The sequence below is a fragment of the Hafnia alvei genome, from assembly GCF_900095695.1.
Classification (GTDB): domain Bacteria; phylum Pseudomonadota; class Gammaproteobacteria; order Enterobacterales; family Enterobacteriaceae; genus Hafnia; species Hafnia alvei_B.
The window spans coordinates 23,079-47,454 of sequence record NZ_FMIQ01000046.1 but is presented as its reverse complement, the minus strand read 5'-3'; the positions used below and the strand labels follow the sequence as shown (position 1 = coordinate 47,454).

The 24,376-nt window shown below is 44.6% G+C and carries 24 protein-coding genes, 1 tRNA gene and 1 pseudogene; 13 read left to right on the top strand and 13 right to left on the bottom strand.

Features of this window, described 5'->3' with window-relative positions; all coding sequences use genetic code 11:
* Positions 1-23 precede the first annotated feature (23 nt).
* Positions 24-239: a helix-turn-helix transcriptional regulator gene (locus tag BN1044_RS12135; protein WP_020303517.1), complete on the top strand. Its 216-nt coding sequence runs from the start codon at positions 24-26 to the stop codon at positions 237-239.
* A 288-nt stretch (positions 240-527) separates the two neighbouring features.
* Here BN1044_RS12135 and BN1044_RS12130 read toward each other — a convergent pair.
* Positions 528-1,256: pseudogene (locus BN1044_RS12130) on the bottom strand (IS630 family transposase); the annotation flags it as partial.
* Here BN1044_RS12130 and BN1044_RS23105 point away from each other — a divergent pair.
* Complete coding sequence (locus tag BN1044_RS23105) at positions 1,185-1,673, top strand: putative zinc ribbon protein (RefSeq protein WP_081329584.1); 489 nt, start codon at positions 1,185-1,187, stop codon at positions 1,671-1,673. The pseudogene BN1044_RS12130 and the gene BN1044_RS23105 sit on opposite strands and share 72 nt — an antisense overlap.
* A 138-nt stretch (positions 1,674-1,811) precedes the next feature.
* Here the strand turns inward: BN1044_RS23105 and BN1044_RS12120 are convergent, their stop codons facing one another.
* Positions 1,812-2,108 (bottom strand): hypothetical protein, encoded by a 297-nt coding sequence (locus tag BN1044_RS12120; RefSeq protein ID WP_072308929.1) that lies wholly within the window; start codon positions 2,106-2,108, stop codon positions 1,812-1,814.
* A 4-nt stretch (positions 2,109-2,112) separates the two neighbouring features.
* The gene (locus BN1044_RS12115) at positions 2,113-2,544 is read right to left on the bottom strand and encodes a helix-turn-helix domain-containing protein (protein ID WP_072308928.1); all 432 of its coding nucleotides are present in this window, start codon (positions 2,542-2,544) and stop codon (positions 2,113-2,115) included.
* Positions 2,545-2,829: 285 nt separating this feature from the next.
* Here BN1044_RS12115 and BN1044_RS12110 point away from each other — a divergent pair, with 285 nt between their 5' ends.
* The 6 genes from BN1044_RS12110 to BN1044_RS12085 all read left to right on the top strand — a co-directional run bounded on the left by BN1044_RS12110 (position 2,830) and on the right by BN1044_RS12085 (position 10,797).
* Positions 2,830-3,417, top strand: coding sequence for a restriction endonuclease subunit S domain-containing protein (locus tag BN1044_RS12110; protein WP_072308927.1), 588 nt, complete (start codon positions 2,830-2,832; stop codon positions 3,415-3,417).
* Positions 3,418-3,458: 41 nt separating this feature from the next.
* Positions 3,459-5,066: a type I restriction-modification system subunit M gene (locus tag BN1044_RS12105; RefSeq protein ID WP_072308926.1), complete on the top strand. Its 1,608-nt coding sequence runs from the start codon at positions 3,459-3,461 to the stop codon at positions 5,064-5,066.
* The gene (locus BN1044_RS12100; protein WP_072308925.1) at positions 5,063-6,295 is read left to right on the top strand and encodes a restriction endonuclease subunit S; all 1,233 of its coding nucleotides are present in this window, start codon (positions 5,063-5,065) and stop codon (positions 6,293-6,295) included. The genes BN1044_RS12105 and BN1044_RS12100 overlap by 4 nt, the downstream gene beginning before the upstream one ends.
* A gap of 59 nt (positions 6,296-6,354) precedes the next feature.
* A complete protein-coding gene (locus tag BN1044_RS12095; protein ID WP_072308924.1) occupies positions 6,355-9,270 on the top strand; it encodes a type I restriction endonuclease subunit R in 2,916 nt (971 codons plus the stop codon).
* A 262-nt stretch (positions 9,271-9,532) separates the two neighbouring features.
* A complete protein-coding gene (locus tag BN1044_RS23905) occupies positions 9,533-9,967 on the top strand; it encodes a hypothetical protein (protein WP_247650346.1) in 435 nt (144 codons plus the stop codon).
* Positions 9,967-10,797, top strand: coding sequence for an ATP F0F1 synthase synthase (locus BN1044_RS12085; protein WP_072308923.1), 831 nt, complete (start codon positions 9,967-9,969; stop codon positions 10,795-10,797). The genes BN1044_RS23905 and BN1044_RS12085 overlap by 1 nt, the downstream gene beginning before the upstream one ends.
* 87 nt (positions 10,798-10,884) lie before the next feature.
* Here BN1044_RS12085 and BN1044_RS12080 read toward each other — a convergent pair whose 3' ends face one another.
* From BN1044_RS12080 to BN1044_RS12055, 6 genes are all read right to left on the bottom strand, one after another.
* A complete protein-coding gene (locus BN1044_RS12080; protein WP_072308922.1) occupies positions 10,885-11,196 on the bottom strand; it encodes a hypothetical protein in 312 nt (103 codons plus the stop codon).
* A 170-nt stretch (positions 11,197-11,366) separates the two neighbouring features.
* Positions 11,367-11,843 (bottom strand): DUF4234 domain-containing protein, encoded by a 477-nt coding sequence (locus BN1044_RS12075; RefSeq protein ID WP_072308921.1) that lies wholly within the window; start codon positions 11,841-11,843, stop codon positions 11,367-11,369.
* 2 nt (positions 11,844-11,845) lie between these two features.
* Positions 11,846-12,706, bottom strand: a complete 861-nt coding sequence (locus BN1044_RS12070; RefSeq protein WP_072308920.1) for a hypothetical protein — start codon at positions 12,704-12,706, stop codon at positions 11,846-11,848.
* A 605-nt stretch (positions 12,707-13,311) separates the two neighbouring features.
* Entirely contained in the window at positions 13,312-13,602 is a 291-nt protein-coding gene (locus BN1044_RS12065) for a hypothetical protein (RefSeq protein ID WP_072308919.1), read from the bottom strand.
* A 120-nt stretch (positions 13,603-13,722) separates the two neighbouring features.
* Positions 13,723-14,934, bottom strand: a complete 1,212-nt coding sequence (locus tag BN1044_RS12060; RefSeq protein ID WP_072308918.1) for a tyrosine-type recombinase/integrase — start codon at positions 14,932-14,934, stop codon at positions 13,723-13,725.
* Between the two features lie 195 nt (positions 14,935-15,129).
* Positions 15,130-15,206: transfer RNA gene (locus BN1044_RS12055), tRNA-Arg, on the bottom strand.
* 204 nt (positions 15,207-15,410) lie between these two features.
* Between BN1044_RS12055 and folD the strand changes: the two genes are divergently transcribed.
* The 3 genes from folD to ybcJ all read left to right on the top strand — a co-directional run bounded on the left by folD (position 15,411) and on the right by ybcJ (position 18,311).
* Entirely contained in the window at positions 15,411-16,268 is an 858-nt protein-coding gene (folD, locus tag BN1044_RS12050; protein ID WP_072308917.1) for a bifunctional methylenetetrahydrofolate dehydrogenase/methenyltetrahydrofolate cyclohydrolase FolD, read from the top strand.
* 276 nt (positions 16,269-16,544) lie between these two features.
* Positions 16,545-17,912: an NAD-dependent succinate-semialdehyde dehydrogenase gene (locus BN1044_RS12045; RefSeq protein ID WP_072308916.1), complete on the top strand. Its 1,368-nt coding sequence runs from the start codon at positions 16,545-16,547 to the stop codon at positions 17,910-17,912.
* A 186-nt stretch (positions 17,913-18,098) separates the two neighbouring features.
* Positions 18,099-18,311 carry a ribosome-associated protein YbcJ gene (ybcJ, locus tag BN1044_RS12040; protein ID WP_072308915.1) on the top strand — a complete coding sequence of 71 codons (213 nt, stop codon included), beginning with the start codon at positions 18,099-18,101 and terminating at the stop codon, positions 18,309-18,311.
* 65 nt (positions 18,312-18,376) lie between these two features.
* Here ybcJ and cysS read toward each other — a convergent pair whose 3' ends face one another.
* Positions 18,377-19,762 carry a cysteine--tRNA ligase gene (gene cysS / locus BN1044_RS12035; RefSeq protein WP_072308914.1) on the bottom strand — a complete coding sequence of 462 codons (1,386 nt, stop codon included), beginning with the start codon at positions 19,760-19,762 and terminating at the stop codon, positions 18,377-18,379.
* A gap of 298 nt (positions 19,763-20,060) precedes the next feature.
* Here cysS and ppiB point away from each other — a divergent pair, with 298 nt between their 5' ends.
* Positions 20,061-20,555, top strand: coding sequence for a peptidylprolyl isomerase B (gene ppiB / locus BN1044_RS12030; RefSeq protein WP_072308913.1), 495 nt, complete (start codon positions 20,061-20,063; stop codon positions 20,553-20,555).
* A gap of 11 nt (positions 20,556-20,566) precedes the next feature.
* A complete protein-coding gene (locus BN1044_RS12025; RefSeq protein WP_072308912.1) occupies positions 20,567-21,292 on the top strand; it encodes a UDP-2,3-diacylglucosamine diphosphatase in 726 nt (241 codons plus the stop codon).
* Between the two features lie 18 nt (positions 21,293-21,310).
* Here BN1044_RS12025 and dnaC read toward each other — a convergent pair whose 3' ends face one another.
* The 3 genes from dnaC to BN1044_RS12010 all read right to left on the bottom strand — a co-directional run bounded on the left by dnaC (position 21,311) and on the right by BN1044_RS12010 (position 24,220).
* Positions 21,311-22,039, bottom strand: a complete 729-nt coding sequence (dnaC, locus tag BN1044_RS12020; protein ID WP_432612992.1) for a replicative helicase loader DnaC — start codon at positions 22,037-22,039, stop codon at positions 21,311-21,313.
* Between the two features lie 20 nt (positions 22,040-22,059).
* Positions 22,060-22,623, bottom strand: coding sequence for a primosomal protein DnaT (dnaT, locus tag BN1044_RS12015; protein WP_072308910.1), 564 nt, complete (start codon positions 22,621-22,623; stop codon positions 22,060-22,062).
* A gap of 211 nt (positions 22,624-22,834) precedes the next feature.
* Entirely contained in the window at positions 22,835-24,220 is a 1,386-nt protein-coding gene (locus tag BN1044_RS12010; RefSeq protein WP_072308909.1) for a sensor domain-containing diguanylate cyclase, read from the bottom strand.
* Between the last annotated feature and the right edge of the window lie 156 nt (positions 24,221-24,376).

Here is a 24,376-nt window from a genome sequence, read left to right as displayed (position 1 = left end):
TTATCTCTATGGAGACAGCCATCATGACCACTCAAAATAACAACACCAGCCTGCTCAACGACAAAATGGTTGATATGGCATTCATTACCCGTTTTACGGGATTAACCGACAAATGGTTCTACAAGCTGATTAAAGACGGTGAATTTCCGAAGCCTATCAAACTGGGCCGCAGTTCCCGCTGGATGCAAAGCGAAGTGGAAGCCTGGGTTCAGCAGCGTATCAGTCAGTCACGGAAGTAATTAAATTCCAACAATAACAATCAATTAATCGTCCCCCCATTGGGCAGCCTGTAAAGCCTTGTAAGACCATCACACCATAAACCCAGTATATTTCATCGCGTTAATCATACCCCCTCTCAAAACGCCTTATAGCGCGTTTAAACAACATCGACGGGAACGGCGGTGTATTGAATAACACGAATAGCGATTTCAAATACCTCATAAACCACAATCATCCAGCATCTGAGAGTGAATAACTATGCATAAGTCCACGTTACACAATCTGAAGTTATACCTAAATAGCTGCGTCTAATAGCGCTCCACTTTTGCCAGTCCGTGTTTACTGCCCGGGAACGGGCTGACCGTTATCATAAAGTGGCGTACTTTTTTCAACAGTTGCCACATTGACCGGCATTGATGATTGCGTGTAATGGTATCGTGCAGGGCCTGCCACAGGCGCTCAACATGATTGACCCACGGCGAGTAAACCGGCTGGTAAATCACCCTGAACTTTGGATTCTGTTTCAGCCAGCTCAGCGTTTCCCGGCTCTTGTGAATAATGTAGTTATCGACGATGAGGGTGATAGTTTTTGCCCGCCGGTATGTCGCCTTAAGATGCTTTAACAGGCTGATAAATAACACTGAACTTTTACTGCTTCCACCCACGTAACTGACTTTTCCGGTGCCACTGTGAAGAGCTCCCGCCAGATAATATTTTTCATTCTGACCCGGCGTGACGACCTTTTTTTGCTGCCCCCTGAGTTGCCAGTCGGCTCCGATTTTTGGATTGAGATGGATGTCCACCTCATCTTCATAAAACACGGGATGTTCCTGACTGCACTGCCCCAGTGATGCGCTTATCGCTGCCATTTTCTCTTCTTTATTTGGGTCACGGATACGGAGAGTTGGCGCTGCGCGCCTCCATACAAGCCCGGCGGCGGAAAGCCAGCGCCTGATTGTTCCGGCATGCAACCGACATCCGGTTATCTCATTGATTTTTATTGCTATAAGTTCGGTGCTCCAACGGGAACGCTGATAAACACTCCTGATGCTCAGTGGTTCTGTCCCTCCTGCTATTGCCCTGTGAAACTCCACAACGATACCTCGGGAGAGGATGCCTGGTTTGTACACAACCCCGATGAGGCAACAAAACCGCTATTGGCGAATTGTGGTTATCTCAACACTGAAATCAAAAGGCGTGTCTTCATCCTGCGGTTACGCACGATGATTGACGAACTGGATACGCTGACAGCAACGCGGTACTGGTTCTGTGTATGGTGTAAAGCGCATTATGAAGGGGAGAAACACTGTAAAGCCTGCAACACAGGGATATACAGCATCAGCCATGGCGACTGGTGCTGGAATTATAACCAGAAGGAAGATACGTCAGAAATCATCGGCCATACAGCCACCAACTTAAATCATCATCACCAGACAGCCTGTACCCCATCCTGACTGCGTTAACCGGATCAACCCTTATGTTTCCCTGCCCTTAGCGTGAAAATCGTTTGCAGCGTATTTCACTGACGACAGGCATGAAATTACTTCATTGTTTTAATTTATTATTTATTAAAAAGAGAGAAGGAATATCCGTTATAAAAACTGTGTGGAACTGAATGTCCAGCAAGCTTCTCTCTGCATCATTGGGTCGGAGCGTTGCATAAGGTCGAAACACTGGCAGAAAGGACACCAGGTAACGTGGTTGAATGGCTTGCCGGGATAATGCTGCTGAAAGGCTTCACGAAAAGACTCATTCAGCAGCCACGTATTGACGATGCTGGCCCGGCAGAATAATTGTTCCAGAACAGCCTCGACAGTCTGGCCCTGCTGCCTGGCAAGCTCCCGGAGCACCTTGTTAACCATGACGGTGTGTTCTTTCTTGTGACTCATACCGTTATCCCTTCCTTTTGCCAGTCATAATCTCAGGGCTGAACACCGCGTTCAGGCCACCTTGCTGAAATGCCATGATAACATTAGCTTTATCCTCCGTATCCAGAGCGTCAAAAATCAGAGTCCACCACTTTTTAATTTCTTCTTCTGAAAAGCATTTTTGCCTAGCGTTGTCAGTAAAGGGGTCTCCCTCACCAGTAATGAGCCAGGTCAGAGAACGCCCCGTGCAGGCAGCAATCATAGCCACACTGTCGATACTCGGCACGGTATCGGTTTTAAGGTATTTCCTCATGGAGGCTTCGGAAACCCCACAATCCCTGGCAAAAGAGGCGACAGACTGTTTCCCGATAACAGTTTTCAGGCGCTCACCAAAATGCTCAGGTCCTTTTGGCAAAGGAAGTTCTCCCCAGGTCATCTTATTCTGATAGCTTTCCATACGAAGTTACTACCTCATCGCATTCTAACCATTTAAGATGAGTTAATATCATTAAAACGTAATAAAGTAATTAAAAATCGCATTAATAAGATGAAAACAACTAACAACCGGAATTTAGTACGTGAAAATATCAATAAACTTACTCAATAAGTAGCATGCAACTCTCCAGTATGACGCCTCTCGCTGGCCTGAAAATGAGATTTATGTGTAATAAATTTAAATTCAATTGACTTCATCGTGTGATTCGATACACTCATCATACAGATTGTAATTTAAGTTTATTCAATGAAAACTGAGCCAGTCCCCTATTCCACCGTTGCTTCATTTACGCCCGGTGCCCATGTCAGTCGCATCAGACAGAATGATGAGGCTAAAGCATGTCGTTTTTACGCGACCGAGCAGTTTATGAGCGACTGCTGGCAACCGGGTAATACCATCAACGGTGATAAAGAACAGGTTGTGCGCCCCACTCAGGCTGTTCTGTCAGTCAGGACGGGAGATGTGGTCATTAGCCTGATTCATGGTAAGGCCGCTATCGTCAGCCCCGAGCATGCCGGGCGTCTGCTCAGTAATAACTATGTCAGGATCGAGGTTGACGGCAGTAAGGTTGTTCCGGCGTGGTTTGTCTGGCACTTCAACGAAAGCAAAGAAAGTCGCCGCCAGCAGGCGCTGGCAACGCAGGGGTCAACGTTTGTCTTGCGTTTGTCTCTTACTGAGGTACGTCAGTTTACTGCAACGCTGCCTCCTCTTAATAAGCAGAAGGCAATCGGTGGGCTCTATCTGGCCACCATTGAAAAACGCCATTACCAGGAGCGCCTGGCCGCCCTTAACGAACAACAGATCCTGAGCCAGCTCAGTGATATGATTCAGTAATTATCCCTTAACCGGGACTTACAAGAACAACAGGAAGAAGTATGTCGCCCCAAATTGAAGCACAGAATTTAAGTGAACTGCAAAGTCGTCTCTGGAATATTGCTGATACGCTACGTGGTAAGATGAATGCCGATGAATTTCGTGACTATTGCCTTGGTTTCATCTTTTACAAGTATCTTTCGGAGAAGTTTGTCACCTATGCCAACAACATCCTGAAGGAAGACGGGATTAAGTATAACGAGCTGACCGCTGAACATCCGGCTTATCAGGACATCATTGATGCAGTAAAAGATGACAGCATTCGGACGCTGGGTTACTTCTTGCCACCGACAAACCTGTTTCACACCATGGCTCAGCGTGTAGCGAAAGATCAGAAAGGTGCTGGAGAAGGTTTTATCCTCGAAGACCTGGCTACCACTCTGCGCAATATTGAGCAAAGCACCCTGGGCACAGACTCCGCAGATGACTTTAGCAACCTGTTTGAAGACCTGGATTTAGGCTCCAGCAAACTGGGTAATACTGCCAAAGCTAAAAATGAGCTGATTGGTAAGGTTATCACCGAACTCGACAAACTGAGTTTTAATCTGAGTGAAGCCAGTTCTGACATTCTGGGCGATGCTTACGAGTACCTGATTGGTCAGTTCGCATCCGGTGCGGGTAAGAAAGCGGGTGAGTTCTATACACCGCAGCCGGTTTCTACGTTACTGGCAAAAATTGTTACCACACATAAGCTCAAACTTAAAAACGTCTATGACCCGACCTGTGGCTCTGGCTCTCTGTTGCTGCGCGTAAAACGTGAAGCCTCTTCCGTAGGTAAAATCTACGGTCAGGAGATGAACCGAACCACCTACAACCTGGCACGTATGAACATGATTTTGCATGGTGTTCACTATGCTGACTTTGAAATCATGCAGGAAGATACCCTGGAGCACCCGCAGCATACCCATCTGAAGTTTGATGCCATTGTTGCGAACCCCCCGTTCTCAGCCAAATGGAGTGCCAGTTCGCTGTTTATGAGCGATGAGCGCTTCGCACAATACGGCAAACTGGCCCCATCCAGCAAAGCGGATATGGCATTTGTGCAACATATGTTCTATCACCTGGAAGATGACGGCACGATGGCAGTGGTTCTGCCTCATGGGGTCTTATTCCGTGGTGCGGCAGAAGGACACATTCGCAAGTTCATGATTGAACAGCTGAACTGTATTGACGCCGTTATCGGGCTACCCGCGAATATCTTCTATGGCACCAGTATCCCAACCTGTGTGCTGGTGCTGCGTAAGTGCCGCAAGCACAACGACGGTATTTTGTTTATTGACGCCAGCAACGACTTTGAGAAAGTGAAAACCCAGAATCGCCTGTTGCCGGAACATATCGATAAGATTACAGATACTTACAACGACTGGAAAGCGCTGGAAAAGTACAGCCATATTGCTACCCTCGAAGAAGTCCGCGATAACGATTACAATCTTAACATCCCTCGCTACGTCGATACCTTTAAAGCGGAAGAAGAGATTGACCTCAACGCCGTGGCGCAAGAGATTCGTGAGCTGGAAGGGAAAGTGGCGGAAATCAATAAGACTATTGCTGAATTCTGTAAGGAACTAGGGATTGATAAACCGTTTGTGTTGGCTGAGGGGGATAAATGATGGTACCAAAACTGCGGTTAAGTTTATTCAAAGATAATAAATCCTCAATATGGTCTCTAGCTAATCTTGGTGAAATCGTTGAATTTAAAAAAGGTAAAGGTATATCCAAAAGTGATATATCAAAAAATGGGACATATCCATGTGTTCGATATGGTGAATTGTATACCATTTATAACGAAAAAATTGATAAAGTTCAATCAAAAACAAATTGTGATCCTAATGAAAATGTTATCAGTAAATCTGGCGACATCCTTATCCCAGCATCTGGTGAGACTGCAGTCGATATCGCTAGAGCTAGCTCCATATTGAGAGATGATGTTATTTTGGGTGGGGATATTAATATTCTTACACCTAGATCAAATAGCCTTAATAGCCTTTTTTTGTCTTATTCCATTGTAGGTAAAAAGAAAAGAGAATTAGCAAAAATGGCTCAAGGGAACTCAGTAGTTCATTTATATTCGAGCCAACTAAAGACACTTGAAATATGGATTCCTTTAATTGACGAGCAAACCAAAATCGCAAATTTTCTTGCATCTGTTGACGAAAAAATCACGTTACTGAACAAGCAACACAACCTGCTGTGCCAGTACAAAAAAGGCATGATGCAGAAAATATTTACTCAGGAATTGCGGTTTAAAGATGATAGCGGGGGCGAGTTTTCGGACTGGGAAGAGGTAGAGCTAAAAAAAATAGCCTCTAAGGTAAATACTAAAAATAAAGATAATTTAGTAAGTACAGTTCTAACTAATTCTGCTACGCAAGGCATTGTTAGCCAAGAAAGTTATTTTGAAAGAGAGATTGTTACAGAGAGTAACCTAAAAGGATATTACGTCGTTAGAATCGGTGATTTCGTATACAACCCGCGTATATCTTCAACGGCTCCCGTTGGTCCTATAAAAATGAATGAAGTGACTCTAGGAGTTATGTCTCCTTTGTATACGGTTTTTCGTTTTGAAAAAGGATTGTTGAAATTCTATCAATATTTTTTTGAAAGTTCAGTTTGGCATGATTACATGAAAAGTGTAGCGAACAGTGGCGCCAGACATGACCGTATGAATATTTTAGGAGCAGATTTCTTCGATCTTCCGGTACCCCAACCTTCTGATGAAGAACAAACTAAAATTGCTAGATTTATCTCTGCCATTGACGACAAAATCACTACAAAAAAAACAGAACTGGATAAGTTAAAAACCTGGAAGCAGGGCCTGCTCCAGCAAATGTTCGTATAGAAACTATCCGGCCCGGCCTAACTCCGGGCCAGCACAATAACTAAAGGCACTACATACCGATGGCAACGCAAAGCGAATACGAGTTAGAAACGCAGTTGGTTAATCAACTGGTTGGTATGCACTATGAACTAGTGAATGTGACCGATGAATCCAGTATGAAAGCCAACCTGCGCAAGCAGATTGAAATTCTTAATCGACTGGAGGCTGCCCCACTTACCGACAGCGAGTTTAACAATGTTTTTCTGCATTTGACCAAAGGTAATGAAGTGATCGATCGTGCCAGAATCCTGCGCGATCGCTACCAGTTGCTGCGTGATGACGGTACTGAAAAATGGCTCAGCTTTATCAATAAAGATGAGTGGTGCCAGAACGAGTTTCAGGTCACCCGTCAGGTTAAGCAGTACAACGCCGAACAAAACACACGCAAAACGCGCTTTGACGTTACGCTGCTGATTAATGGCCTGCCGCTGGTACAGATTGAGCTTAAGCGGCGTGGGCTGGGCCTGAAAGAAGCCTTTAATCAGATTGACCGTTACCATCGGGATGCCTTCTGGGTTGGCAGTGGTCTGTTCCAGTATGTTCAGTTGTTTATTATCAGTAATGGTGTTGATACTAAGTATTACGCTAATAACCGGGCTAACCATTTCGAGCAGACCTTTTTCTGGACAGACGAGAAAAATGACCCCATTAAGTCGCTGGAGAAGTTTACAGAAACCTTCCTGAAAGTTTGTCACATTGCAAAAATGATCACTCACTACACGGTGCTGAATGAAACTCGTAAGTGCCTGATGGTCATGCGCCCCTATCAGTACTATGCCTGTGAGGCGATGATCCGTCATGTTAAGGACAGTCTCCATCTACAGGGCAAACCCCGTAACGGCTATATCTGGCATACTACAGGTAGTGGGAAAACGTTAACCAGCTTTAAGGCCAGTCAGGTGATCATGTCCATGCCTGAAGTTGATCGGGTTATTTTCGTCGTCGATCGTCGCGATCTGGATTATCAGACAGCAAAAGAGTTCAACAGCTTTGCCAAAGACAGCGTAGATACCACTAACAACACTAGTACGCTGATTAAGCAACTCAAGGCTAACAACAGTAAACTGATACTGACCACCATTCAGAAACTGAACAATGCCATTACTCATGAAGGCTATAAGGCACAGCTCGAGCAACTGCGTAAGGAACGTATTGTCTTTATCTTCGACGAATGCCACCGCAGTCAGTTCGGTGACACTCACAAGGCTATCGTCAGTTTCTTTGAAAATGCGCAACTGTTTGGTTTCACCGGTACACCTATCTTTGCCGATAACGTCAATATTACTAATGGTATCAAGCAGACTACTGAAATGCTGTTCGATAAATGCCTGCACAAGTATGTCATTGTCGATGCCATCCGTGATGAAAACGTATTGCGCTTTGCCGTGGAGTATGTAGGAACCTATCGCCGTAAGGAAACCAGTAATGAGATCGATATTGATGTGGAAGATATCGACGCCAGAGAGGTCATGGAAAGCGATATCCGGCTGGGCAAGATAACTGACTACATCCTGGCTCACCACAATGCAAAGACCCGAAGCCGTGAGTTTACTGCAATGTTCTGCGTGGGCTCGGTGGATATGCTGATTAAGTACTACAAACTCTTTAAAGATAAACAAACAGAGCTTCAACAGGCTGATCCGGGTTACAAACCGTTGCGTATCGCAACAATCTACACTTATGCAGCCAACGAAGCGGACAAAAGCGATAAGGAAGCAGTTAATGGCTTACTGGATGAAGAAGACATCAGCCTGCCTCAGGGCGGGAAAATCGATATCTCCAGCCGGGATCATCTGGACAGCTTCATCAAGGATTACAATACGCTGTATGGCACCAGCTATTCAGCTAATGATTCGCAAAGCTTTTACAATTATTACAAAAACATTGCACAACAAACCAAAGAAAAAGGGATTGATATCCTGCTGGTGGTCAATATGTTCCTGACGGGATTTGACAGCCCGGCTCTCAATACGCTTTACGTGGATAAAAACCTGCGTTATCACGGATTAATACAGGCATTCTCTCGTACCAACCGTATTCTTAATGAGAAGAAAAGCCACGGTAACATCGTCTGCTTCCGCAACCTCAAGAAAGCCACTGATGATGCCATAGCGCTATTCTCGAACAAAGACGCATCCTCAGTCGTGCTGGTTAAACCTTTTGAGGAGTACCTGAGCGACTATCAAGCTGCTGTAGATACCCTGTTGACCCTGACACCTACAGTGGAAAGCGTGGACAGCCTCCCTGATGAAAAAGCTCAGCTTGCTTTTGTGACGGCTTTCCGTGACATGATGCGACTGAAGAATATCCTGGAGAGTTTTGCTGATTTTGATGAAGTGAGTAAGCCTTTATCGGATCAGACTCTTGCCGATTACACCAGTAAATATCTCGATATTTATGATAAAGTGAAAAAACGCACTGGCAAAGATAAAGTCTCGATTCTGGATGAGGTCGATTTTGAAGTGTCGCTGATTCATCGTGATGAAATTAATGTCGGTTATATCCTGAGGCTACTGGCTGGTATCCAGGCTATGCCACCTGAAGCGCAGCAGGAGCAGAAGAAGAAGGTCATGGATATCGTTGACAGTGACGTCACGCTGCGCAGCAAACGCGAACTGATTGATAATTTCATCGAAGAAAACCTGCTGCATGTATCGCATGATGAAGATATTACCCAGGCCTTTGAAACCTACGTTGAACGTGAAAAACGTAAAGCGGTTGCAACGCTATGTGCTGAAGAAAATCTGGATGAAAGAAAAGTTGCCGCCTTGCTGGATAACTACCTGTTTACTGATGTGACCCCACGCGAGGACGAGGTAGCCAGGGCTCTCACATGGACGCCCAGGATCCTTGAAAGGAAAACAGTTCTTAAACGTGTTTATGAAAAGGTTTGTGGCGTGATTGAAACCTTTATCAACGGAATGCGTGGGTTCTGAGGATAGCGAAGCCTCACTTGGGGCTTCGCTATTGATAATTTATCCGGTTGAGCGAAATATCGTAAGTAGAAAGTAAATGATTAATTGATATACTATAAAAATTGTACGCAGCATTTGATACAGGAAAAACATTATGATAATAAACTTCCTCTTTAGAGTTCTTTTAACATTTAACGCAACATCATTGTTGGTTATAATTTTCTTTGTACAAAAGAAGTATACTTTATATTATTTTTTTCAAGGATTTTAACACAGCCATTGGTTGAGTTTCTTACCACAAATTACATCATACGTATTTTACATGCTAATACCCATATTACTAACTTGGGCTAGTTTGTTTTTAAGTTCTAAACTGGGCAAGGATGAATTTAGAGAAGGTGAGGTAGTTTCTGTGGAGCATGCAAACAACTCATTCCTTCCAAGTTATCTTGGTTATTTTTTTGTCGCTTTAAGTATAACGAGTTGGTCTGCCTTATTTTTTGTTTATATCGTTTTATTTATCTTTACCTTTATGTCTCAAGCATTATATTTCAACCCTTTATTTTTACTTTTTAGATATGAGTTTTATAATATTAAAAACAAGAGCGGTGCATCCATTTTTTTAATTAGCCGACATAAATACAAAACTCCTAAAGACATCAAGATCCCCGTGGCTTTTAGAATAAACAATTATACCTTTATCGAAAGGAAAGAATGATGGATAATATTTTTGCAAAAGTAAAAGGACCGCGTAAGAAACCTTTTTTTAAATTGGTATCAGACTACACTTTGTTTGACGCTTTAGATTTATCTACTCTTAGTCTCATTCCATATAACCCAGACCATAATCTCGATGAAGATTCATGGTTCGTTATTGAGAGATTTAGTCAGCAACCATTCTGCTTATCGTACATCACAGCAGACTTTGATTCTAAAGATTATGATGATTTAACCAAGAGATACTTTACTAAAATATCATACATATTCTCAAATCAGGATGATGATTTTTATTTCCAGAAGATAACTCCTTCATTATTTATCAAGAGAAAAACAATTGCTTTTGGTGAATCAGCTGAAATAGAAGAAAATGAAGGGCGACTAATTGTTAATTACACTCCTGATGCTGTATACCTCAAGGACAGAGATATACTAATATTTAGAAACTTAGCTACAATTTCAAGCATATTTAAAGGCATTGATGTTCTCTATAAAGAGGCAACAGAAGAGCAAGTCAATACCTTTTTAGGTGAATCATTCATCGGTCTTTCACCAGATTATGATATGGAGAAGGTGTCAAAACCTAATCGTAGGAGAATTGCATTAGCTATGGATACTCTTACAGAAATGCCTGCTGGAGACAGAAATGAAATGTTACTTTATATCAATGATTATTGTGCGGAAAAACTTAAATACGACGCCGCAGGAAATAAATTTGAAGTTTTATCAGAGGAAGAGTTGAAATATCTATTGTACGGTATTGAACAACGATTTTACACGACGAGATTTGGCAATGAGAAAAGGTTGGCTAATTCGATACTAAGACTATAATAGCGGACGATTCTTATAGAGAAATGAGTGACTGAACAGCGTAAAAAAATAAATAGAAATGGGGGGAAGACGCCTCCCCCATTGAAATCACTTAGCTTCTGCCTCCGTATTACCGATATTGTAAAGAATTTCAGTAACAGCGGCTTCGGCTTTACTTTCCATGCGCTCCCGTTCAGCTGCAACATCAACACTGCCAGTACGGGCCGCTCTCACTACTTTCACAGTAGAACGAACATCCTCACGAGTGATCGAGGCGTCATGGCGTTGGAATGCCCTAGTCGTTACGGATAAAGCCACATCTTCGTCGTAATCGTACTCAAGCATTTCATACTCACTCAACTCATGAGTTGCTCGTGCAGTACCGGTACTATCAGTACCTTTTTTCTCTTTACCTGCCATGTTGACCTCCTTAGTTAGCGTTGGACATAGCAGATAGATCTATGATGGCGATTTAAAAAAAATCAATAGCTCATGGCGGGAAAATTTTAGTCTGCTAGCCGAACAATAAACTTTGAACAACATGATAAGAGCGCCATTACGGCGCTCATTTTTTATAGGTAACACAATAACTAATCTTGATGCTGGCTAAAAATAATCTTGTGTTTCTGGTATTCAGATTCCATGCTGTTAATGCAGTAGACGATATAATAAACGTTGAAGATAAAGGTGTAGAACATGTTCATTTTGAGTTCAAACTTGTATTCTTTCAAAACGTAAGCCTGTAAGGCTACCTTAGCTTTAAACCCCCACACGATGTACATAACAACCGATGCAAAAGAAAGCAGTGTGGAGATATGATCAAATAGATTTTCATTTTCACTAATCGCAATGCCAACATCAGACAACAACCACCCCAAGCCCGTAGCAACTGCGATCCATAACGGGTAATTATTATCGACAAAGTTATCGTTCATGGACTCGGTTAACTTTCTCTGGTTGAGATATAACCACATTAGCGGATAAATTCCTCCTGTAACGACAGTCAACAGCACAAAGTTTAATACTTTAGTATCGAGGCTATTTTTTAATGAATTTATATCTTTCATAATTAATTTTTCCAGCGGAAGGTTGAAATACCTTTGTTGGTTTCAATAAGGGCTTCACGAGGCCTGCACTTGCCATAATCACTGTCAGAAGAGACCGTAAAGTAATAGATACCACCCATATTTAGATCCCAGTCAGTACGGGCTTTCTCATTGCCCTCTGGAACTAGACGAGCTTTACTACCATAGAGCGTGCGATTCAGGATATTTTGCTCCTGTGCCTTAGTGAAGAACGTTCTCTTCTTCTCATTTATAGAGCATCGACCATTGTTGATGATAATCTTATTAATCGTAAGTTTATCCACGTTACTGATCAGTTGATATTTCCAGAAGTAATATCTACCTGCAGGAGCATCGCTGTATTTGGCTGAGACATTAAGTTTAAGTGTATCATTGGTATTTGGGTTTACGTTGGTGTCAGATTCCTCACCTGAATCAGCATAGTTACTGATATTATTGGTGACGGTAGCAGAATCTAATTTAACAACGGTAGTCGTCTTATTATTCTGCCAGACGGTAATTGCATACCCACCTTCCGTTCCTTCGGGTTGAGTATAACCAATTTCATATTTAACATTGCCATTTGGAATGGTAATAGTGGTAATGCCAACAGCATGCCCCTTTAAGTCCTCTACCTGAACTTGATTGACCGGAACATTAATATTTATGTCAGGCTCATCGTCAACCTTTCCGAATATATAGTTGTATTCATCACTGAACTTACAGATTTCTACTGCTTTTTTATGACTAGTCGTTTTTCCATAGAAAACCACTGGACCACCACCGCAAGGAATGCCCTCAGCCAGAACAGAAACAGAGAACATGCCTCCAGCTAACAGCACAGTACCACTGAGTAATTTTTTCATATGTAATCCTTTTAAATGTAAAAAGCCCCTGATAATCAGGAGGCTGAACAGGTTGTTAGCCGAAGAAGAAATTCCACGCTTTCTTTAACCCACTGACAACCGCTGTTTTGGCCGCTTTCACCAGGGTTGCAACAGCCATTTTCTTTGTAATCTATTAGCTCCCTCTCTTTACTCACCAGCTTGGCTGGATTGCTCCCATAGAAATGCCTGCATTCGTAATCAGCCTTTGATACCGATCACATTATGTACTTATTGATGGTCCTTCATATGTGCGGACCCCTACACCACTTAATTTAACTATCTGATTTAAAAACAAAAATTACAGTAATCGACGATAAGAAAAGTAAGTATTTACAGGGTTAATGCTTCGTGATCTTTTCAGGAAGAGAGAGGTGTGTAAAATTGTTAATCCCGATCGAATTCGCTTTACTGATCTGTAAAACCTATTGATTAAAACGATCAATTATGATTTAACGATTGATTTAAGCTATCAAAATACAATCCACCGATCGGTATTGCAGATCAATAAGTAGAAGTATTTGAAAATAGAAGTGGAAATTTACTGAGGTTTTATGGCGAATCGATAGAAAGAAAATGCGAGGTAATCAATCAAATGTATGTGCACAGTCACGGCATTCATACTGATCAAACAGGACACCATCAAGCGATGCTCCTGTCACGGCTCCAGACGCCGCACCGGCAACAAATCGTCCAAGTATTGCACCAATGACCGCTCCACTCGCAGTCCCCACAAACGGAACAACGGAACCAATTGCTGCGCCCGTACCCGCACCGCTCAGTGCGCCTGCCCCCCCTCCGGCGATCCCCCCTGCCTTCCTGCCAATATGACGTTCACGTACACGGTCAGAGCCGCATTGCGGGCATATCATAGTCATGTTGTAATTCTCCTGATTTCAGCTACTTAAAAAGCAAAAAAGCCCCCGAAAATTCATGAACGGAAGCTTTCTATGTGACATTACGGCTTTATGTTGCTAAAGAATCAGCCAGTAGTCTGGCTATACCACCTTACTAAATATTCCCTGTATAACGGAGCCTTGTGCTAAAGACTCTATATAATTGGCATACCATTGGAGCATTTCCCTACGCTGATCCAGATACTGTGCATGATTGTAGGTGCCACGAATAGTGTTCTTATCGACATGGGCTAGCTGTAACTCAATCCACGCCGTGTTGTAGCCTTGTTCGTGCAGGATGGTACTCATCGTGTGCCGGAAGCCGTGTCCTGTAGCCTTTCCGTGATATCCAATCCTTTTCAGCACCTGATTGATGCTTGCTTCACTCATAGGCTTGGTAATGTCATTGCGCCCAGGAAATACCAGGTTATAACGGCCTGTTATCGCCTGAATCTCACGTAGTGCTGTCACAACTTGATCAGATAGCGGTACAAGGTGAGGGCGGCGCATCTTCATCCGTTCCACCGGTACTTCCCAAACTAGCTTATCAAAATCAAATTCTTTCCATTCAGCCATGCGGAGTTCAATGGTCCGAACGCCAGTTAGCATCAGAATTTTTGTTGCTAGCCGAGTTATTGGACTACCGGAATAAGCGGCGAGAGCCTTTAAGAAAGCAGAAAGTTCATCCGCTAACAGGTGAGGGTAGTGCACAGATTTTGGCGGGGTTAATGCACTTGCCAGCTCTGAGGCTGGGTTAGTTTCAGCTCGACCAGTGACAATCGCGTAACGAAATACTTGGTTGCAGGCCTGGCGGATTTTGCGCAGCTTATCGAGGACACCACGTTTTTCGAGTTTACGCAGTGAGCTGAGGATCTCCAGAGGCTTGATCTCTGCAATCGGTCGCTTACCGATATCCGGGAAGATATCGTTTTCAAACGCTTCCATAATGTCTTCAGCGTAACCCTTCGACCAGTTAGGGCGTTTGTACTCATGCCATTCCAATGCTATAGCTTTGAAGGTATTTTCCACTGTCGCTTTGCGAGCTTGTTTCTGAACCTTTTTGTGTTCGCTGGGATCGATAGCGTTAGCGACTTGCCGTTTAGCTTCATCTCTTCGTTGTCTGGCTTCAGATAACGAAATCTCAGGATAGATACCCAACGCCAACATCTTTTGTTTACCATCAAAGCGGTACTGTAAGCGCCAGTATTTAGATCCATTAGGATGAACCATTAAATGCATGCCTTCGCCATCGGTAAGCTTGTAGGGCTTATCCGTGGACTTTGCACTTCTTACCTTCACATCGGTTAATGCCATTTGAGGCCCTCCGTTGCTGGCTGTTGGTATAAGATGTCATTGAACGGGGATGTACCATCACATATACCAACAGATACTACTTGATGCTGGTAGATGTAGGTAGAGTCTGAGAGAGTTTCGACGCACTAAAAACAGCCAACTCGCTGAATTTCAGGCATAAAAAAAGACGTCAGTTGACGTCTGTTTACTTCGAAATGGTACGCCCTACAGGATTCGAACCTGTGACCTACGGCTTAGAAGGCCGTTGCTCTATCCAACTGAGCTAAGGGCGCACTGAGACGGTTGAGCAGTTGCTCTCTGTCGGGTCATGCAGCGGATTTGGATTATACGGTCAGCACGGTTTGAGTCAATGCCTTTTGTCCGTTTGATCATCTACTTGGTTATTTTATGGTTATTCTTTGCCTGACAGCACGCTTTGCATCTGACACAATAGAAGCCCTCCCCCGCTTGAACAATATTGATGGATTTCGTCACTGATGGCAGCAAAGATTATTGATGGTAAAACGATTGCGCAGCAGGTTAGAAGCGAGATGGCTGTGCGCGTAGAACAACGTTTGGCTGAGGGGAAACGTGCCCCTGGGCTGGCGGTAATATTAGTAGGCGAAAACCCTGCCTCACAGATTTATGTCGGTAGCAAACGCCGCGCATGTGAAGAAGTCGGTATCGTATCAAAATCTTACGATCTGCCGATATCCACCAGCGAAGAGCAGCTATTAAGTTTGATTGATGACCTCAACGCCGATAACACTATCGACGGCATTTTGGTTCAGCTTCCGCTGCCTGCCGGTATCGACAACGTAAAAGTGCTGGAAAGAATCAGCCCAGATAAAGACGTTGATGGCTTCCATCCTTATAACGTTGGCCGCTTATGCCAGCGTTCGCCAAAGCTCCGCCCTTGCACCCCTCGCGGCATCATCACCATGCTAGAACGCTGCGAAATCAATACCTATGGCTTGAACGCCGTGGTCGTTGGGGCGTCAAATATCGTGGGCCGTCCTATGGGACTCGAGCTGTTATTGGCTGGTTGTACTACCACCATTACCCATCGCTTTACCAAGGATCTGCAAAAGCACGTTGAAAATGCCGATCTGGTTGTGGTTGCCGTGGGTAAGCCGGGCTTTATTCCAGGTGCATGGATCAAACCTGGCGCCGTAGTGATCGATGTTGGGATCAACCGTTTAGCCAGTGGGAAAGTCGTTGGTGACGTTGAGTTTGACGTTGCCGTTGAGCGCGCGGGTTGGATCACGCCGGTACCGGGTGGCGTTGGGCCAATGACCGTAGCAACGCTGATTCAAAATACCCTGCAGGCTTGCGAAGAGTTTCACGATATTTAAGCAGCAAACCACTTTCAATATAAGCCAGTCATTGACTGGCTTTATTCATTTTTAGCGCCGGTCAACTCAGCAAGATAATTCCTAGTCTCACGCCATTTCCTTGTAGATATGTCATTCCAGCCTATAGTTATTTATTACACATCTGCGATTGAGCCGCGAACTCGTTAACCTCAGTTGCTCCATTCACGTTCATAAACATGATGTCATTCAATCACCTAGCTCGGAGAATATCCAACTCGTCTTCGTCAACATGATCTATACCGATAAGGAGCCATCATGCCATACCAGACAATCAACCCTTACACCGATAAACTCATCAAAGAATATCCGCAGCACGACGATAAATATGTCGAATCGGCCTTAGCAACCGCACACCAACTTTATAAGTCAGACTGGGCACAAGGCGATATATCTCAACGCCTTAAGGTTCTTAGCAAGCTGTCTGAGCTGTTTACCCAACACGAAGAAGAACTGGCGAAAACGATCAGCCAAGAAATGGGTAAACTTATTGAGCAGAGCCGTGGGGAAGTTAAGATCTGCGCTGCAATCGCCCAATATTATGCAGACAACGCTAAAGCGTTTCTAAAACCGGTGAAATACCCTTCATCGCTCGGTGATGCGTGGGTTGAACATCATCCCATTGGCATCATCATGGCCGTTGAGCCTTGGAATTTCCCGTTCTACCAGCTTATGCGCGTATTAGCCCCTAATATGGCCGTCGGTAACAGCGTGATGGTGAAACACGCTAGCATCGTCCCCCACTGCGCAGAAACCTTCGAACGGATGGTCTCTCAGGCTGGTGCCCCCAAAGGTGCCTATACCAATTTGTTCATCTCACAGGATCAAGTCGCCAGCATCATCGATGACGATCGTGTCAGCGGCGTTGCTCTTACCGGTTCAGAACAAGCGGGTAGCGTGGTGGCTGCACAGGCGGCCAAGAACCTTAAAAAATCCACCATGGAACTTGGTGGGAACGACGTATTTGTGGTTCTTGATGATTGCGACCTCGACAAGGCGATAAAAGTAGGCGCTCAGGCTCGTCTGCAAAATGCGGGTCAGGTGTGTACCGCAGCCAAACGCTTCATTATTCATGAAAAAATTGCCGATAAGTTTCTTGCTGGTTTTACCCAAGCTTTGGCATCCGTAAAAATGGGCGATCCGCTCGATCCGAGCACCACCATGGGGCCGCTATCTTCTAAAGGCGCATTGCAGAACTTGGTTAAACAGGTTGATAAAGCAGTCAAAAATGGCGCTAAGGCCACATTAGGTGGCAAGGCGGTGGATCAACAAGGCTATTTCTACCCCCCAACAATTCTCACCGACATCAAGCGCGATAATCCAGCCTATTTCGAAGAGTTCTTTGGCCCAGTTGCGATGGTGTTCGTCGTGAAGAGTGACGATGAAGCCATCAGCTTGGCGAACGATTCACACTATGGCCTTGGTGGTGCCATCTTCACTAACAACATTGAACGCGGTAAAAAAATGGCCTCGCGCATTGAAACCGGTATGGTATTTATCAATACCTTGAGCGGTACTGCGCCAGAACTGCCGTTTGGTGGCGTAAAACGTTCAGGCTATGGCCATGAACTGGCCGATCTGGGGATTAAAGAGTTCACAAACCAAAAACTGGTCGTTGTGGCTTAAATTATTCTTGGGGTGAATTCTCCGCGGGTGTGGCAACGCACCCGCACTCGTAGATTAGCTATGCGCCATTGCGTGCAAACTGGCATAATAGCGCATTGCCCGCCGTATATTGATAGCCATGCACTGGCTATATGATGGCTACGGCATCTCGAACGAATCACTCCCAAAGAATAAAGAGATAACACCATGGAAATCTTCCATCTGGAAAACCATCCGCACGTTGAACTGTGCGATCTGCTGAAACTACAAGGCTGGAATGACAGCGGCGCAGCAGCAAAAAACGCTATTGCTGACGGCTATGTGAAAGTTGATGGGAAGATCGAAACCCGTAAACGCTGCAAAATTATTGACGGCCAGACGGTGACTTATAACGGTCAAAGCGTGCAGGTCAAAGCGTAATCTCTACGCTTGATGTGAAAAAGCCGGCTTATCCGCCGGCTTTTTTATTGGATAAATCGAACGTCTTATTTACGACGCCAAGTCGTGCCCTGCGGGCCATCTTCGAGCACAATACCGAGCTCATTCAATTGATCACGCGCCGAATCGGCCATCGCCCAATCTTTTGCCGCACGAGCATCGTTACGCTGTTTGATTAATGCTTCAATCTTAGCCACTTCGCCGTCGTCAACCTGCGCACCGCTTTGCAAGAATACTTCTGGATCCTGCTCCAACAGGCCAAGGATTTTCGCCAGCTTACGTAGCTCGGCCGCCATGGCATTAGCCAGCGTCATATCTTCTGATTTCAGGCGATTAACTTCACGCGCCAAATCAAACAATGCCGAATAGGCTTCTGGCGTGTTGAAATCGTCGTCCATAGCTTCGCGGAAACGTGCTTCAAAGACGTTGCCACCGGCTGGTTCAGCGTGAGGATCGGTGCCACGCAGCGCGGTATACAGACGTTCCAAAGCAGCACGTGCTTGCTTCAGGTTCTCTTCGCTGTAGTTGAGTTGGCTACGATAGTGGCCTGACATCAGGAAATAGCGCACGGTTTCAGCGTCATAGTGCTGCAGCACATCACGAATAGTGAAGAAGTTGCCCAGCGATTTCGACATTTTTTCGCGGTCAATCATCACCATACCGGAGTGCATCCAGTAATTCACATAAGGACCATCGTGCGCACAGCTTGATTGCGCAATTTCATTCTCGTGATGCGGGAACATCAGGTCAGAACCGCCGCCGTGAATATCGAAATGTTCGCCCAACTGTTTGCAGTTCATGGCTGAACATTCAATATGCCATCCAGGACGACCTAGGCCCCAAGGGGACTCCCAGCTTGGCTCACCCGGTTTCGACATTTTCCACAGCACGAAATCCATCGGATTGCGTTTCACGTCGGCAATTTCAACGCGAGCACCTGCCTGCAGCTGATCCAAGTCCTGTCGAGACAGCAGACCATAATCCGGATCGGTATCCACGGCAAACATCACATCGCCGTTGCTGGCGACGTAAGCATGACCGCGCGCAATCAGCAATTCGACGATTTCAATAATCTCAGGAATATGGTGCGTCGCACGTGGCTCAAGATCGGGACGCGCAATATTCAACGAATCGAAATCTTTGTGCATCTCAGCCAGCATACGTTCGGTCAACTGCTCGCAGGTTTCGCCATTTTCCAGCGCACGCTTGATAATTTTGTCATCTACGTCCGTCACGTTACGCACATATTTAAGGTTGTAGCCTAAATAGCGTAGATAACGCGCCACCACATCAAAAGAAACGAATGTACGGCCATGGCCGATATGACACAGATCATAAATGGTTACCCCGCACACATACATACCGACTTCACCGGCGTGAATAGGTTTGAATTCCTCTTTTTGACGACTGAGTGTGTTAAAAATCTTTAGCATCGGGGCATCCGTGATGTTTGACATAATATTAGGTGTATTGAACCGCGAAGAAAGGCTGTTTGCAAGAATAACCCCTATTTTCACCCGTTTGGGGGCCGATTTCTTGTGTTCTTCTTTGTACTCTTTCAAGTTTTCGATTTTCACAGAGTTTTGCAGCCCAAGGGGTATTTCCGTTATCGTAGTGATGTACCGTTAAGAAAGGCGATACGCTAACTGCGACAAAAGGGTGTCAGCGCCCTGCGCATCGGCTACAATCGCATTCTTTCGTCCTCTACATCAAAAAAACAGGATTATTGATATGGTTACTTTCCACACCAACCACGGTGACATCGTCATCAAAACTTTTGACGACAAAGCACCGGCTACCGTTGCCAACTTCCTGGAATATTGCCGTGAAGGTTTCTACGACAACACCATCTTCCACCGTGTTATCGATAGCTTCATGATTCAGGGCGGCGGCTTTGAACCTGGCATGAAACAAAAAGAAACCAAAGCTCCGATCAAAAACGAAGCGAACAACGGTTTGAAAAACACCCGTGGCACGCTGGCAATGGCGCGTACCAACGACCCACATTCAGCAACTGCGCAGTTCTTCATTAACGTGGTTGATAACGATTTCCTGAACTTCCGTTCAGAGCGTCCAGACGGTTGGGGCTATGCAGTCTTTGCCGAAGTCGTTGAAGGCTTAGACGTAGTAGACAAAATCAAAGCTGTCTCTACTGGCCGTAGCGGCATGCACCAAGATGTTCCACGTGAAGACGTGTTCATCAAAAGCGTCACCGTAAGCGAATAATCGCTTTCTTGATGCGTACGCTATTTATTGCAGATTTGCATCTTAGCGAACAGGAACCGGCGATTACCGCCGGTTTTCTGCGTTTTTTACAGCGCGATGCCTATCAGGCAGATGCTTTGTATATTCTCGGTGACTTTTTTGAATACTGGATTGGCGACGACGATCCGCAGCCGCTGCACCGTGAAATTGCCGCAGCATTACGCGATCTAACATCCTCTGGCACACCTTGCTATTTCATTCATGGCAATCGTGATTTCTTGATCGGTAAACGTTTCGCACAGGAATGCGGGATGACGTTACTTCCCCAAGAAACTTTATTGACGCTGTATGGACACCGCATTCTCATCATGCACGGTGACACCCTGTGTATCGACGATGAAGACTACCAACGCTACCGCCGTAAAGTGCATAACCCGCTTATTCAAAAATTGTTTTTGTGGTTACCCCTGCGTACCCGCTTAAATATCGCGGCCAAGATGCGCGATCGCAGCCAAATGACCAACGGTGATAAATCTGACGCCATCATGGACGTCAATCAACAGGCTGTTATAGAAGCGTTAGAGAGAAATCAGGCCGAGTGGCTGATTCATGGGCACACTCACCGTCCAGCGATTCATGATGTTTCCATGCCAAACGATAAGCTTGCAAAGCGGGCCGTACTGGGCGCATGGCACTATCAAGGTTCGATGATAAGCGTTACGCCCGCAGGTATTGAACTGATTGAGTTTCCCTTCTAAATACGCCTTGAACGCGCGTTAGTATTCGTTACCCACTACGCGGCTGCGATAGCTTTCCCAATCAAAATTAACCCATAAGCTATTACCTAAGCTCATGCGATCCATCACGCGTTCGCCGAGTAACGTATTCATGCTTTGCACGTTTAGGTTAGACAGCATGCCAGTTGGTCGTTTAGACGATGAACGGCGGTCAACGATTTGATTGATGATTACTTTTTCATAGCGTGATTCAGTCTGCACACCAATTTCATCGATAACAAGCAAATCCACCGCGCTGAGATCCTCTAACAGGCGCTCTTCGGTGGTGTCACTGTGGCCACTAAACGTGCCCTTCATGCTCGACATCAGATCCGCCACGGTGACAATAAGTACTGACTTATTTCGCAAAATCAGATCGTTGCCGATAGCCGCCGCCAGATGATTTTTCCCTGTACCAGGCTTACCAGAAAACACAAAGCTTGCGATATTGCCGTCAAATTCTGAAGCATATTGGCGCGCGCGCTCTAGAGCAATGCGTTGCCCTTCACACTCGACACGATAATTATCAAACGAACAGTTCATATGCAGGGGGCGAATGCCAGAGCGCTTGAAAACGCGCTGCATTTTCATTGCCTGATTCTCACGTGAAATGGCTTCTGACCGTTTGCGCCCTTCTTCTTCCTGCCAAACCCGCCACTCTTCGGCGTTAGTGAATTTAGGCTCAACGTGAGCAGGCATCATTTTCTTCAATCTCTGCATCAGGTTCATGCTAGCGGCATCTTTCATCTTTAACCTCTGAAACCTTTAGGGATGGAATAATCTTGTTCGCCTATGTCATTAACATCACGTTTTGGCTGCCCGCCGTTGCTCATGCGGTTTTGCTGCACGCTACGTGCGAGTTTTTGCTGCCATTGTATATGATGGAAGGCTTTCCCCTCTGCTTGCCAATAAGCAACAAAGGAGGCCAGTTCGGTTGGCGTCACCGGTGAGGTCAAAATACATCCCCACATTGCCGCCATGCGCAAAAAGTCAGCGTCAGGCTGCCATCCTGCGTACATCATAAATTTACCCAACGGCGTTGGAATATTCTGTACCACAGGCGCGGCAGCGTCATGGCTAAAATCATCATTAAACAGAGACTCTTCAAGAGCGACATCTGAATTTGCACGACCGGCAGCATCTTCAATGGCCAACAGCTCAGCCATTCTCTCTGGCGTCACGGCGTAAAAAATTGGCATGTTGTTATCGAGCACAGTCATCACTCCGCGATCGCCGGATTTTAACGCCGTCGCCGGATCGCGGCTAAATGAGTCTAGGCTCGTAATGGAGGAGGCCAAAATTTTGACAGACATGTTTTCTTTTTACTCTGATGAAGTGTGAACTGATAAAGCGAATAACGGTGCATACCGTCCAAATGCCACACGCCTAGGCATTTTTAGCCTTAAGCGATGTGGCGGTATATTACCAGTCCATACAGTATAAATCAGTCTTATCTCGAACGAGAAAAGGAATGAAATAGTCAGATGAATGAGAAAACGCGAAAATTCTGATGTTTGAGGGAAGCTAAGCGATTGTGTGCTCAACGTCGGAGATAGAATGAGAGAAAATCACAACACAATTTCGTCCGCTTTTTTTAGCTTGATACATCGCGGTATCGGCTCGGGATATGCCTTCATCTGCGCTGAGATGTTGATCGGTTATAGTGTACACACCGATGCTGACCGTAACTTTTTCCGGTCCCCCATGAACGTGAACGTCTTCAGACACACGATTGCGGATATTCTCAGCAATTCTAGATGCCGACTTTGAATTTAACCCTTTAAGAATAATGGCAAATTCTTCACCACCGTAGCGCGCAACCACATCCGATTTACGCACTGATGCCACCATTGTATCAGCAACATGACGAATCACTTTATCGCCAACCGGGTGACCGTAGCCATCATTGATACTTTTAAAATGGTCAATATCAATGAAAAATAGTGAAATCGGTGACGCTTCAGAAGCCCCTTTAATCCGGCTAGCCAACTTATGGTTAAAGTAACGCCAGTCATAGAGATGCGTGAGAGAGTCACGGATAGAATTTTCATAGGATTCAAGATAATCCTCCAAGCCTTTTTGATAAAGCTTGTAGATATCGTAAATAAACGCCAGAACAACGCACAATGTAGCCAGTACTTCAAACAAATGAGAGCCGTACCACGCTAACGAGGTTACGTATTCACTACGCCACATCAACAAGATACTGCCAAGAAATGCTAGGCAACTGAGACTGAGACTGAGACTAAACCAAAATCCATTAACTAACTTAGTAAAGAACACAACCGTGAATGTTGTTATTACCCAAATAATTATCAAGACATTGCCAATATGTGAACTCCACAGGCGGCGGTAGTTAAGTTCATCCGTTTCAATTATTGGCAATTGTAAAATGTCATTATTGCTTATAATAACAACCGCTAAGCTAACGGCTATCAATATGACAATAGCACAGCTCGCGGCCACAGTGCTTTTATTAACATAATTACATTTTCTTTTTATATAGAAGAACACTGAGAGCAAAAATAACGCGGCCATTGAAAAGCTGCGAATAACGAAATCAACGGCTAAAGCATTTGCGCTTTCACTAATTTTAGACTCTGAGATTAAAACACCAGGGTATATAAATAGACTATTCGCAAGAAACAAACTCGATAGTCCATAAGCACTTGCTATGGCGATTAAGTGCAGATGGGTATTATTGAAGTGAAAGCGTATCAAAATAATAATAGTTAAAAACATATGCAAAACTAAGACAATAGCTGTAGATACTGGAAAAAAAGAGCGCAGAGCATCAAACCGATGCTCACCAAAGCGGACAAAAAATACAAATAAACAAAATAGTAATAAGAACGAAACTAAACTTAAAAAATGACCTTTTTCCAGAAAGGAAAATTTTTTTTCTAACATAGCGAACATCCTGTTCTCTAACCACCACTAAGGTTAAGTTAGGATTTTCATGTTATTTAATTTGTTAACTGATATATATCATTATATAAACAGACATTCAATGAATAAAATTAATCGTTACAATTTACAATTACACCATCAATGAAATATATAACA